Below are 13,621 nucleotides of genomic sequence, written 5' to 3'. Positions count from 1 at the left end.
ATTATTAACAAAAACTCAAGCAGATGTATTGGATGATTGTAATTTAATCCCCAAAACTTGAGTGTAGGCTCCTCGTGCTTGAGTAACGCCAATTGTGCGTTCGGCTGATTCTATCATCGGACGACGCAAACTCACAACTATAAATTGCGCTTGTTGTGACTGTTGCTTAATCATTCTAGCTAATCGTTCTACGTTTGCTCCATCTAAAAACATATCCACTTCGTCAAAGGCGTAAAAGGGCGATGGACGGTAGCGTTGGAGGGCAAAGATAAAGCTCAAGGCTGTAAGTGATTTTTCTCCCCCAGACATGGAAGCTAGGCGCTGTACGGGTTTGCCTTTGGGGTGAGCGACTAAATTTAGTCCACTGCTAAAGGGATCTTCAGGATTTTCGAGTTGTAAATAGCCGTCGCCGTCTGAAAGAATGGCAAAAATCGATTGAAAGTTTTCGTTGACTGCATCGAAGGCTTCTTTAAAAGCAAGTTGCCGCAATGTGGTAAAGTTTTCAATCCGCAAAAGTAGTTCGGTGCGTTCCCCTTCGAGTGTCTCTAATTTTTGCGTCAGTTCTTGGAGACGGTTTTGAGTGCGTTCGTATTCTTCCAACGCCAGCATATTAACAGGTTCCATTGCCTGTAAGCGTTTGGTAAGCGATCGCAATTCTTTCTGCAATTCTTCCAAATCTACCTTATCTGGAACTTCCGGCAAAGGATTTGGTAATTCTGCTCCCATATCCCGCAACTGGCTTTGCAGTGCAATTAGTTCTTCCCGCCGCTTCTCTTGGGTTTCTTTGAGTTTTTCGATTTCCCATTGCAATTGTTGTTGGCGCAAAAGGTGCGATCGCACTTCCAATTCTGTAGCGTCGCGTTTTTGTTTCTCTTCTCCCAAATTCTGCTCCATAAGGCTCAGGTTGGCGCGGGTTTGGGTGATGAGAGTGCTGAGTGCTGAGTGCTGAGTGCTGAGGGTATTTAGTTGATTTTGTTGCGTCTCTTGTTCGCGATGATATTGGCTAATTCGCTCCTCCCCTTCTTGGATTTTTTCTTGCAAACGTTGTTGCTGATTTTCCAAATTTTTTAATCTTTGTTCAGCTTCGCGTAATGCTGTTTCTCGTTGTTGCAATTGTTGCTCTTGAATTTTAATGGTTGCCTGGATTTGTTGCCACTCACTGGGGGTTTGAGACGCTTCCAACTCTGCTAATGCGTGTCGCAATTGTTGCAATTCATTTTCTTTCCCAGGTAATTCCCGCTCTAAAATTTCTAATCGGGATTGAGCAATGGCTAACTTTTCGCTGTTTTGGGCGAGTTGCGATCGCGTCCCCTCTAATTGCGCTGTTAAACTCTTAATATCTTTTTGCAACTGTTCCAATTGCAACTGCTGTTCGCGCCGCGCCTGACGCGCTTCTGTGAGTTCTTGGGTGAGTTTTTTGCTTCTGGCTGACAAAGTAGCGATCGCTTCAGTACAACGCTCTAAAACTCGCTCAATATCCACCAAACGACTTCTTAAAGCGATCGCTTCATCAGATTCCGCTGCTTCACCTGTACCAAACCGCAACGCTGAACGATTGCTGTTACTACCACCAGTCATTGCACCGCTAGTTTCCAATAATTCCCCGTCTAAGGTAACGATGCGATATAAACCTAAATTTTTCCGCGCCGCCTCAAGGCTGGCAAATACGACTGTGTTACCAAAAACATAGCTGAATACATCTTTGTAACGGCGATCGCAATCGACTAAGTTCACAGCATAGTTAACGAAGCCGCTAGCGAAACGCAGCGTTGCATCTTGAGTAAATTTAGGTGCGTGAATTTTATTTAGTGGTAAAAAAGTCGCTCTCCCGGCACGTTTCTGTTTGAGCAATTCAATCCCGGCTGCGGCTACACCATCATCTTCCACCACAATATGTCCCAATCGTCCACCGGCAGCCATTTCTAAAGCTAGCTGATGACGGGGTTCCACTTTTCCCAACTGCACAACTAAGCCACAAAGTCCAGGCATTCCCGATTGTAAAATAACTTTACTAGCTTGGGTTCCTTGGACTTCTTGCTGTGCTTGTGTTTGCGCCTCTATTTTATCTAACTGGCGTTGTTTTTCCCGTTGTTCAAAAAGTAACCGCTTTTGGGTTTCCTGTTGGATTTGCAATTCTTGTTCTGTGGCTGAGAGATTTTGGGCTAAATTCTGGATGGGTTCGCTAGAGACGTTAAAGTCCGTTTCAACTTGATTACAGTCAGTTTGTTTTTGGGCTAATAGCGGTTCGTCGCGTTCAATTAACTGGGTTTGCTCGGAAATTAATTGCTGTAACTGATTATTCCGTTCTGTGAGTTGTGCTTTTTCTGTGCGTTGCGGTTCTAAAGTTTGCAACAGAGTTTCAATTTGACGATTAAATGCCGTTTGTTGCTGCACCCAGGCTTCGGAAGCTGAGGCGATTTCTGCGGCGGCTTCGCGGGAGGTTTCTAAGGCTTGGTGGGCTTCATTCCTTTGGTGTTGGGAAGACGCGATGAATCGCGTCTCTACAATGTGGGTTTCGGCAATTTCTTTTAGGGAATGTCGATGTTTTTCAATTTCTTGCTGAGTTTGAAGCAGACGTTTGGCGGTTTCTTGGGAAGCTGTTTGTAATTCCGTTAGCTGACGCTGGAGTTGTTTTCGTTCTGCTTCTTGAGTGGCGAGGGTAGATTGTACTGCCAAAAGTTCATCTTCACCCAATGCTTTGACATGGGCATTGAGTTGTTCAAGTTCAGCAGTTTTTTGGACAATTTCGGAATTTAGATTAGTGAGTTGGGTTGAGAGTTCACTAGAATTGCGATCGCCTGTTTGAATTTCGTGAACCAACTTTTCTTGTTGTGCTTGTAGCGATCTCCATGATAAAACGGCTTCCCAGGATTGTTTCGCTAGAAATTCCGTGCGGAGTTTTTGATATCTCTCAGCTTTAGCACGATCTTGAGAAAGGCGATCGCGTTGTGCAGTTAATTCTGTCTCAATAATCCGACAGCTATCTTCCTTTTCCTTCACCTCATCTAAAGTTGATTTGGCTTGAATGATTTTGCGATCGAACGCCGCCACCCCAGCCAATTCATCAATAATTTCCCGTCGTTCCCGCGCATTCATCGAGATAATGCTGGTGACATCCCCTTGCAGCACCACGTTGTAGCCTTCAGGATAAACCCGCAGGTTACTTAGTTGCTGATGCAATTCTGTCAACGTGCAAGCTTCACCATTGATATAGTAATTCGACGTGTAACTTCCTTGGTGGGTGACTCGCAGCCTTCTAGTAACACTCCATTCTGCCGATTTTGGCTTTTGGACTTCGGCTTCGCTCAGTCGAACGATTTTGGATTTTGGTTCTTCCTCCGCTTCCCCTGCCTCCTCTACTTCCTCTCTTTGCGCTTTTGTGTCTTTGTGTGAGATTTCATCTGACAAATCAAACGTCACAGTGACGCTAGCTTCAATAGAAGCGCGTCCTTTAGACGTTTGGGTGTTATTTACCAAATCTGGTAAGCGATCGGCTCGCATTCCCTTAGAACTGGAGAGTCCGAGGCAAAACAGCAGTGCATCGAGAATATTAGATTTACCCGAACCATTGGGCCCAGATATGACAGTACACCCCGGCAGCAAAGGGACTGAAGTAGTACCGCCGAAGGATTTGAAGTTGGTAAGTTCCACGCGCTTGATATGAACCATAGGCGCTGGTTAACTGGGCTAATGAAGAACAAGTGTATCAACTAATTAAAAATTCGCAAGAGGGTAGGGGAGAGAATTCAGGATTATCGTAGATGAGCAGCTTGTCGCAGGCTACCACAGAGGCGCAAAGAACGCGAGTTAGTAAGGAGAATCTTATAGAAACGCACAATATTGCAAGGAGTTTAGTCTTTACTACTAGCCCTTTCAAGGTACGTAAAAATTTTGGTAAATAAATTTTTCTTTAAGCTCTATACTCTGTGCCCTCTGCGCCTCTGTGGTTGGAAAAAATACTATTGAACCGCAGAGGCACGGAGAACGCTGAGAAAAAATAAAAGATTTTACGAGTCACCTTGAAAGGGCTAGTACCGCAAGGCGGAATTAAAAATTAAAAATTAAAAATGAATACAGCGTAAGGATTTCATTAATTTAGAATGGGTGGTTTATTTCCGCCCTGTTGTACTAGTCTTTACTACGAACTTCCTTGACAAACTAATAGAGTTGTATAACTTAAATTTGAGCAAATAAAAAACAGGGACTTACATTTGTGTAAGTCCCTGTTTGGCTTTCATGCCGATGTTAACTGAGAACTTCAGTTATTCTTTTATGGCTTTTTCACAGCTTCAACTTTTGCTTCCACCTTCACTGTCTTCACACCTTGAACTTCCTTAGCTAAAGTTTCAGCTTTCTTAAGTTCTTCAGCAGAAGTCGCTGTGCCTTTGAGGATAATTTCACCCTCTTTGTTTTCAACCTGTAACTTATTGCCTGGTAAGCCTTTGTTCAACTTGTTGCTAACTTCAGTTTTTAAGTCGCTCTTAACTTTTGTTGCTGCCGTTTTTTCAGAACCGACTTTAACTTTAGTATCTGTGCTAGTTGCTAAAGGAGTTGTTTGTATTCCTGGAACTTTGGCAGCTTCATTTATCTGAGAAGCAGGTTTTGCTGGTACTTGAGCAGCTTCATTAGTAGTGCTAGGAGTTTCCGAACCAGTTTTAGGAGCCTCTTGGCAGCCAAAAGTACCAACTACCAAAATGCTACTAACGATTAATAGAATTAGCTTTTTCATTATCTATCTCCGAATTGATTACTGAAAGCAATTAATTTGTGTGTCATGGTGAGGAGCAGATGTTAAAAAGCAATTAAATGTGAAGTAGCAAAAGTGTCAAGCAATTACTCAGGTTACTGGAAATTGAAACTTGAACGATTTGTTTAGGCTAAGATTTTGCAGCCATTTTTGAGAAGCACCAATTCAATTTTATTGACGGTTGCTAACCAAGATACCTGTATATACGGCCTGTAGCTCCTATGAATTTAATGTAGATGCTGAGGAGCTTTTCCAATGATAAACTATGCAGCCTTAAAGTAGTGAATCGATGTTATCAGATTTGAGTCAGTTTGGCGATGTCTCCGCCTATACAGCTCAAAACTTCATGTTTGTGCAATCCTGTGCCAGCAAAATTACCAACAAAATGTTACTTTAGAAAACTATGGCTTACTTACAATGCCCTAAATATTCAGGAAATATCAGCCAATGCCCTACCTCACTTCTGCCAGCGAAATTAGTGATATTGTCGCTGAATACACCAATGTCAAAACACTGTGGATCGATACAGAAGTAGCTGACTATAAAAGTCGTAATCCTAGACTATCGCTGATTCAGGTGTTAGATAATCCTCAAGATATGAGTGGCGATCGCGTCTATCTTTTAGATGTGCTAGACCAACCTAATATCATAGCTGAATTTATTCAAAAAATTATGATAAATTCTGCCATTGAAAAAGTTTTTCACAATGCCAGTTATGATCTAAAATTTCTCGGTAACAAGAAAGCTAAAAATATTACCTGCACTTTAGAAATGGCAAAAAAAATTCCCTACCATATTTTGCCATTACCTAACTATCAACTCAAAACCATAGCTACAGCACTTTGTAGCTTTAACAATATCGATAAACAAGAGCAAACCAGCGATTGGGGAAAACGCCCCCTGACTGAAGAACAGATAGAGTATGCTTATCTAGATTGTATTTATCTTGCTCAAATCCACTCAAATTTATTAGGTTTACAAGCCAAAGCCAACCCCGAACCCGCAACGGAAGATTTAATCTCACTAAGTACTAGATACTCACAACTTGAGCAACAATGGAAGTTGTTGAATTCAGAATTTGAGCATTTGCAAGAACGCATGAAAAAAGCGATGCAAGCTCAGAATATATCTGAAACTTCTTCTCATAAACTGACAAGTTACGATCGCACTACAGTCAAAGCGACTTTTTCAGAATTGGCTAGGCTAGCACAAACCCAAGATATTGATTTAGATTTTCCCATCACGCTAACTCAGAAACTCCAAAAAGATTTAGGGACAAATCTAGAACAATTGTCTGTAGATATTGAAAAAACTACCTCTTGGCGGCTAACTCCCAAAGCTCAAGAGACTGAAACAGAAGATGAGTAAATTGTCCATAAGGCTACAAATGTCATAAATTATGGAGTTATTGTTTATAGCAAATCTTAAGATTTCAAATATATTTTTTTCAAAAAGTATCTTAAAAAACATGAGCTAGAGTAGCTTTCTGCTCAGAAATCCATTGCCAAGAAGTAGACAGATGACAATAACAAAGAGCCGAACTGACAATTTTTATACTTTATAATTTAAATCTTTCCCTTAATATAACTATTAAATAAATATATTGAATATCTGGTAAATTTGTTAATTGACTTGAAACGTCTATCAAAAGTTAGAATAACCATTGAGTTAAAGAATTAAAATCTAGATTTTGGTACTAATTACGTTCAGGTGTTATGGCAGTTTATATTAAATTATGAGACGGCGTTTATTTAGACAAAAGCGAACAAGGGTAAATCAAGTATTTACTATAGCTATTTTTACTACATTGACAGCAATTAGCAGTGTTTCTTGTAGCAAGAATGACAGTGTTTTGGTGACAGAAATAGGAGTTAGTACACCTAGTCGTCGTTCAGCTACAGCATCCAGAGGTGGGGAATTCTATCTTCAGGGAAAGAATCAACATTTAAACGGTGATTTACAAGCTGCGATCGCATCCTATAGTAAGGCAATTAGTCAAAACTCTCAATATGGCGCAGCCTACAACGGCCGGGGATTAGCCTATTTTGATTTGGGAGACAAAGAAAAAGCGATCGCAGATTACAATCAAGCCCTCCGCATCAACCCTAACGACGCAGAAGCTTACAATAACTTGGGCAATGCCCGCGCCTCACTAGAAGGTAACAGAGAAGCAGTTAAAGATTATAGTGAAGCGATTCGCCTTAATCCCAACTACGCCGAAGCCTACAACAACCGGGGAAATGCCCGCGCCGCCAATGGAGACAGAAAAGGGGCAATAGACGATCTCGGTCAAGCGATTCGCCTTAATCCCAGATATGCGATCGCCTATAATAACCGAGGAAATGCTCGTGCTGCCAATGGAGATCCAAAGGGTGCGATCGCAGATTACAATCAAGCCATTCGTCTTAACCCTAACTTTGCCCCTGCCTACAATAACCGAGGAAATGCCCGCGCCACCAATGGAGATAGACAGGGGGCACTCAAGGATTTAGAAAAAGCAGCGAGCATTTTTCAAAGCCAGGGTAACAACGACTTATACCAACAAGTGATGAAAAACATCAAAGAACTGAGACAGTAGGCAAAAGGACAGGGGGCAGGAGTCGGTTTTTAACACCAGAAGCAAAGATGAAATACGCTCAATAACCCCAGCAAGACAAACAACGTGTCTAATTGCTAACTGAACGGTTGCGATCGCTCGCCATAGATCCTGATTCTTTTATCTAAATTACCATCAAGATTGATTAATAAAATAAAGATGTACTAATAACTAATAACTGAGGAACGGGAAATCAATCATGCTAAATTACGATCCATTAGCTTGTTTGCCCTCATCTGAAGAGCTACCTGACTCTGACGATACCCCCGTGGATAATGAATTACAAGATTTGATTCCTGGTTTACTTAAAGCGCTTTTGGCGATCGCTCGGCATAGATCCTGATTCTCTCACCTAAATTGCTATCAAAATCTATTAATGAAATAAATCCCATAATCACGAAGACGCGATTTATCGCGTCTTTTGCCTTCACCGAACAACATTGCGAGGTTCACAAATGAAGCTCCGAGGTTCATCAACGAAGCTCAAAGGTTCACGAACGAAGCTCCGAGGTTCATTAACGGAGTTCAAAGACTCATTTATGAGTATCAAAGACTCGTCCATGAGTATAAAAGACTCATTCACGAGTAGAAAAGACTCGTCCGCGAGTATCAAAGACTCATTCACGCGTATCAAAGACTCTCGCGCGAGTATAAAAGACTCGTTTACGAGTATCAAAAACTCATTACAGCAATTTTCATTTATTAAGAAAACACTCTCGCGTTCTTCTTTGCGCCTTTGCGTGAGATAAAAAATCTTTTGGTGCTGTAATTACGAATTACGAATTACGAATTACCCATTACCCTATCAAGACTTGCACTCACACTTTCAGCATCCGGTGACTTCAATCCCTGCAAAATCTCTAAAGCTGGTTGCAAATAGGATATCGCTTTACTGTATTCACCCTGTTTTTCTGCCAAACCTCCTAACCACCACAAAGTCATTGCTTTGCCTTGGACATCACCAATGCGTTCATTTATTTCCAAAGACTGCTTGAAAAGTGCGATCGCTTCATCCACATCCCCTTTGTTAGCGTAGATACCTGCCAGTTGGTGCAACGTCGCCGCTTTGCCTTGGACATTACCAATGCGTTCTTTTATTTCCAAAGATTGATTGTAGAGTGTGATCGCTTCATACACTTCCCCTTCATTGGCGTAGATACCTGCTAGATTGTGCAATGTCGCCGCTTTCCCTAGGACATTACCAATGCGTTCATTTATTTCCAAAGACTGCTTGTAGAATGTGATCGCTTCATTCACTTCCCCTTTGTCGGCGTAGAGAATTCCCAGTTGGTGCAATGTCGCCGCTTTCCCTAGGACATTACCAATGCGTTCATTTATTTCCAAAGACCGATTGTAGAATGTGATCGCTTCATCCACTTCCCCTTTTTCGGCGTAGAGAATTCCCAGTTGGTGCAACGTCGCCGCTTTTCCTTGGACATTACCAATGCGTTCAGTTATTTCCAAAGACTGATTGAAGAGTGGGATCACTTCATCCACTTCCCCTTTGTTGGCGTAGATACGTCCCAGTTCATACAACGTCGCTGCATTGCCTTGGACATCACCAATGCGTTCAGTTATTTCCAAAGACTGATTATAGAGTGCGATCGCTTTTTCCCATTCTCCCAAATCATGATATATGTAACCCAGTTCGTGGAGAACGCTAGCTTTGATTCCTGCTAAATTTTCATCGTCTTCAGTTAACTTTAAAGCTTGTAGCAAAAAATCTTCTGCTTTTTTCGCCTCACCAATACTCCTGTAAGCAACCCCTAACTCCTTTGAAATAGTAATGTGGGTGCGTATATCAGTTGATTCTTCCATTAGCAAGCGCTCAAGTAAATCAATCCGCTCTTGCCTTTCTGGTAAATCTAAACTTCCTAATATTCTCTCCGACTGAATAGTTTTTTCAATAGCCAACTCTTGAGTAGACTCGACTGTTTTAAAATAAAATACTCCTTTTCTCCATGCCCAAAAATCTGGGGCATATTTTGCTAAACGTGTTAGGGCATGATCTGGCAGAAATATCAGTATAGGGTGAGGAACACTATTAGTAAAAGCGTCTCGGACAAAGTTCAAGTCTTGCAGTACAGGCGGATATTCTCCAGATAAACCAATAGATTTTTCTAAACCGATAACAATTAATACTAATTTTTTATCTGGTTTTAAATGAATTTCTTTTAAATCATGAATAATCTCATCCCTTAAAAAACGCAAATTAGGATCGGCAAAATTGAGAATTTCAAACTGAATCTCATGACATTGAGGATGATTCTTGAGGATTTCAATTAAAGTATTTCTATCTTCAGCAAAATTAACAGCAACGAACCCAATCGTTAACTGAGTGTCAGCAAAATCAATAAAGGTTAAAAGTTCTGCTAATGACTGCTGATTTATTTGCACAAAAGTGTCTTTTTCTAAATTCAACTCAGGGGTTACTTGTCGCTGATTTAACTGCTTCTTGGAAAGCATGGATTTGCCTCACAACTGGATTAACATAATTCCAGCGATTTTTGCCGTTATACTCAAAAACCCAAAGACTGAACAGCATTAACCTGCCGATTTCATCTTTAGAAACATCCTTGTTGAGATATACCGCAGCCAAAGCAGAATAGTATTCTGTTGATATACTCCGCTCAAAATTAAACTGCTCTTGCTTAATCGCATAAGTGATATCATCAGCAGTAACCTTCTCGTGATCGCGAGTTGCTGCTGTAATAAATGCTTTTGATGCTATTTGCATCAATTGACGGATGTGACCGCCGCTTGCTTTGGCTAAATCTACCAATAGTTGACGCGATTCAAACACTGCGTCTACTTCAACTCTTTGTTCAATTAAACTCGTAATTGCTGTTATACCATCATCATTATGAGCTAGATCGTTTTTATCTTGTTCAAACTCATATATATTGACCATCGGCACAATATTGGGTGTGTCGAAAGTGTTACTCAAGTTATTTTCAGAATAGACAATAGAAATTGGTGCTGTGTAGATAATCGTACAATGTAGACTTTGCAATTGAAATGCGTAATCACAAAATAAATGTTTAGCTACATTTGGAGGCACTCTGTCTAAGTTATCGAAAATAATTAAAAATCCTTTTTCATATTCAGGGTATTTTAATTTAAGCTTGACGAAAGCATCACCTAACAACAAATTTATATCTGCTTGTAAACGACCAATATCTTTTTGTAAATTCTGGCGAACCGTTCTTCTTTGTATGTCAGCGCCTTTAATTTGAGCCTGTATTTTACCCAATAACTTTGAAAGAAAGGGAATTTTTATTCCTGCTTCAGCCTCAGCACTGATACTTGCTGACCTTTCAACTGTTTGTTCGGTTTCTTGAGTAATTTCTTTAAACCAAGACTCAAAATTAGTTAAAAGTTTTGCATCAAAATTTAATTCCGATGTGTATAGGACATCAGCAACTTTTTTAATAATTACCAAATATAAATCTGTGTATTCTGCGTCTAATATATCTAGTTCAGCGTCTGCTTCTATATAAATAACTTTATATTGAGATTCCCATTCTTGCTGAATCTTTCTTAATTCTGTACTTTTACCGCATCCCCGATGTCCAGTAAATAGAAGACTGCAAAATTCTGCGGGTTCCAGAAAATCTAAGCGTTTTTTAATAGTATTAATTGCTTCTGTCTTGCGGACTTTTGATAAATTAACATAATAACGTTCAATATCTCTATTACTCACTAAAGGAGCTACATCACAAACACGAAAAGCAGCTTTGAGGGTATTAGCACGATTAGCGGGTAAGAAACTCATCAGATGTTATTTATATGAAGAATTTATATATACATATTTTACAGCACTGGAATCTTAAAGCTTCTTAGCGTTAGAGAACTTTTAGGAATCACTGGCGCTCAACCAAGAGTATTGAAGTGGTAGTATGTTCAAGAATACCTGGCGCTAAATTACCAACAGAATTGTATAATGTCTCTTGCTCCTTGGCGAGGTGCGATCGCTCATGCACTCCATCGCAACCGCAGCCTTGTTTATGCCCGTTACCTGCAACTAGCAACAGTGCAACCCAATGGCCGCCCCGCTAATCGTACCCTAGTCTTTCGCGGCTTCCTGGAAGATACAAACCAGCTAAGATTTATCACCGATACTCGTAGCGCCAAAGCCGACCAAATACAGCAACAACCTTGGGCAGAAATTTGCTGGTACTTCCCCAATACACGAGAACAATTCCGCATGGCTGGCGATTTGACCCTAATCAGCAGTGATGATTCTCACCAAGATTTACAGCCAGCCCGAATTGCAATGTGGCAAGAATTAAGTGATGCGGCGCGTTTACAGTTTGGTTGGCCCTATCCTGGTAAACCCAGAATCAAAGAAGCAGGAGCCTTTGAGCCATCACCACCCGATCCTATTGAGCCACTTTCTAATTTTTGTCTCCTGCTACTAGATCCGGTGCAAGTAGACCATTTAGAATTACGCGGCGAACCACAAAATCGATGTCTTTACCACCGTAATGACCAGCAAGAGTGGTCTAGCGAAGCAATTAATCCGTGATTTAGCCAAGAGTCAATAGATTGACCGTACCCCTTCCAAGGTGCGTAAAAATTTTGCTAAATAGATTCCTCTTTAAGCTCTATATCTATACTCTGTGTCCTCTGCGCCTCTGTGGTTAGAAAAAATACTTTTAAACCATAGAGGTACAGAGATCGCTGAGAAAAAATAAGAGATTTTACGAGTCACCTTCAAAGGGCTAAAGATTGACCCTTAACCCTTGAATTTTAACTAAATGCCAGCACCATCTAGAAATTGCTGGATGGTCTTATCTTTGAGGTTACACCAGCGAGAATCGTGGGTTGGCTCATCCTCTTTGGTGGCTAAACAACCCACTAAAACAGGAGTTTTTTCTGAAGAATTGGTACGCTGAAGAGTTTGTATTTGTTCTTCCAACGCCTCAATCCGGTCTACTAAAGCACGAATTACTTGAGCTTCTGAATCTGGTAAGTTATTGTGTTCAAGAGGTGAAACCCGAACTCCAGAACGATACATGATGCGCCCAGGCACCCCTACCACAGTACAGTCTGAAGGTACATCCCTTAGAACAACAGACCCAGCGCCAATACGAACATTATTACCAATTTGGATATTGCCCAGTACCTTTGCCCCAGCCCCGACTACGACGTTTTCACCCACAGTTGGATGGCGTTTGCCACATTCTTTACCAGTACCTCCAAGGGTGACACCTTGATAAATTAGGGCATAGTCTCCCACGATCGCAGTTTCACCAATTACTACACCCATACCGTGGTCAATAAACACACTTTTTCCAATCGCTGCACCAGGGTGGATTTCAATTCCAGTCAAAAACCGAGCCAAGTGAGAAATTAGGCGAGGAAAAAAGGGAAGACCAAGAGCGTACAACCAGTGAGCCAGCCTATGGAATAGCAGGGCTTGCAAACCAGGGTAACAAAATAAAACTTCCAACCAGTTACGAGCAGCTGGGTCACGTTCAAATATGATACGAAAGTCAGCACGCAGTATAGATAGCACGAGATAGCACCCTCGGAAAGCACAACAAGCTACTCTCCCATATTATCGTCTCAGGTGTTGCACATAAGAATTGGGAATTGGGAATTGGGAATTGGGCATTAGCCTGGATTTCTCACAAGTGAGAAATCCAAGGGGTGTGGGAGGTGTGGGAGGTGTGGGAGGATGGGGAAGAAGTCTTACCCCCCACACTCCTCTGCTCCCTTGCTTCTTCCCCACTTCACTGCTGCTCCACTGCCAGAGTATAATCACGCTTGACCCCAGAATTAAATGTACCTACCCAAATCCGATAAGTACCTCTTTTCCAGTTGCGATCGCTAACGCTAGCATCTTTTCTTTTGCCAGTATCATCGCCGCAGCGAATCGTATTTTGATCTGGGCCTTGAATGAGTAAAGTTGTGTCGGTATTGTTGCTATCGACTTTGATTGTTAGCTGGGAAAAGTCATTTTCCAAAACCATAATGTGATCTGGATTAGGATCAGCAAAACCAATACAGGCTTTTTGGTCGCGATCGCGGTTACTTATGGCAGACAATGAGTAAGAACCACCTGTAAACCCCTGCACTGTTCCTTGTGCTGGATTAGATGTTGACACAGTAAAAGTACCAAAATTCGCTGCTGTCTCTGCGATTACAGGTGTAGCTGTGATGGTGGCAAGTATAGCCAACAACCAGCCGCCGCTAAACTCAAGTCGGGGGCGACAAAATTTCATAGTAGCCCTCCAACAGGCTGTTAAATTAGTAATGATATATACATATTC

General features: G+C 41.4%; 10 protein-coding genes. 4 read left to right on the top strand and 6 right to left on the bottom strand.

Going from position 1 to position 13,621, the window contains the following annotated elements:
• Positions 1–15 precede the first annotated feature (15 nt).
• Together smc and GJB62_RS13925 are read right to left on the bottom strand one after the other, a co-directional pair.
• Entirely contained in the window at positions 16–3,669 is a 3,654-nt protein-coding gene (gene smc, locus GJB62_RS13930; protein ID WP_114084534.1) for a chromosome segregation protein SMC, read from the bottom strand.
• A gap of 601 nt (positions 3,670–4,270) precedes the next feature.
• Complete coding sequence (locus tag GJB62_RS13925; protein WP_114084535.1) at positions 4,271–4,729, bottom strand: BON domain-containing protein; 459 nt, start codon at positions 4,727–4,729, stop codon at positions 4,271–4,273.
• 465 nt (positions 4,730–5,194) lie between these two features.
• On the opposite strand from GJB62_RS13925, the gene GJB62_RS13920 reads away from it, so the two are divergent.
• The 3 genes from GJB62_RS13920 (at position 5,195) to GJB62_RS13910 (ending at position 7,686) form a co-directional block, all read left to right on the top strand.
• A complete protein-coding gene (locus tag GJB62_RS13920) occupies positions 5,195–6,115 on the top strand; it encodes a ribonuclease D (RefSeq protein ID WP_114084536.1) in 921 nt (306 codons plus the stop codon).
• Positions 6,116–6,482: 367 nt separating this feature from the next.
• Positions 6,483–7,325, top strand: coding sequence for a tetratricopeptide repeat protein (locus tag GJB62_RS13915; protein WP_012411987.1), 843 nt, complete (start codon positions 6,483–6,485; stop codon positions 7,323–7,325).
• A 217-nt stretch (positions 7,326–7,542) separates the two neighbouring features.
• Positions 7,543–7,686 (top strand): hypothetical protein, encoded by a 144-nt coding sequence (locus tag GJB62_RS13910; RefSeq protein ID WP_159402516.1) that lies wholly within the window; start codon positions 7,543–7,545, stop codon positions 7,684–7,686.
• A gap of 440 nt (positions 7,687–8,126) precedes the next feature.
• On the opposite strand, the gene GJB62_RS13905 is transcribed toward GJB62_RS13910, so the two are convergent.
• Both GJB62_RS13905 and GJB62_RS13900 read right to left on the bottom strand, forming a co-directional pair.
• The gene (locus tag GJB62_RS13905) at positions 8,127–9,809 is read right to left on the bottom strand and encodes a tetratricopeptide repeat protein (protein ID WP_114084537.1); all 1,683 of its coding nucleotides are present in this window, start codon (positions 9,807–9,809) and stop codon (positions 8,127–8,129) included.
• Entirely contained in the window at positions 9,766–11,118 is a 1,353-nt protein-coding gene (locus tag GJB62_RS13900) for an ATP-binding protein (protein WP_114084538.1), read from the bottom strand. Before GJB62_RS13900 ends, GJB62_RS13905 begins: the two co-directional genes overlap by 44 nt.
• Before the next feature lie 168 nt (positions 11,119–11,286).
• On the opposite strand from GJB62_RS13900, the gene GJB62_RS13895 reads away from it, so the two are divergent.
• Positions 11,287–11,871, top strand: coding sequence for an Npun_F5749 family FMN-dependent PPOX-type flavoprotein (locus GJB62_RS13895; protein ID WP_114084539.1), 585 nt, complete (start codon positions 11,287–11,289; stop codon positions 11,869–11,871).
• Positions 11,872–12,099: 228 nt separating this feature from the next.
• On the opposite strand, the gene cysE is transcribed toward GJB62_RS13895, so the two are convergent.
• Positions 12,100–12,864: a serine O-acetyltransferase gene (gene cysE / locus GJB62_RS13890; RefSeq protein ID WP_114084540.1), complete on the bottom strand. Its 765-nt coding sequence runs from the start codon at positions 12,862–12,864 to the stop codon at positions 12,100–12,102.
• Positions 12,865–13,081: 217 nt separating this feature from the next.
• Positions 13,082–13,573 (bottom strand): hypothetical protein, encoded by a 492-nt coding sequence (locus tag GJB62_RS13885; protein WP_114084541.1) that lies wholly within the window; start codon positions 13,571–13,573, stop codon positions 13,082–13,084.
• Between the last annotated feature and the right edge of the window lie 48 nt (positions 13,574–13,621).

The organism is Nostoc sp. ATCC 53789, assembly GCF_009873495.1.
Lineage (GTDB): Bacteria > Cyanobacteriota > Cyanobacteriia > Cyanobacteriales > Nostocaceae > Nostoc > Nostoc muscorum_A.
The sequence above is the reverse complement of the archived record's forward strand: the minus strand, read 5'-3'. Positions and strand labels throughout refer to the sequence as shown.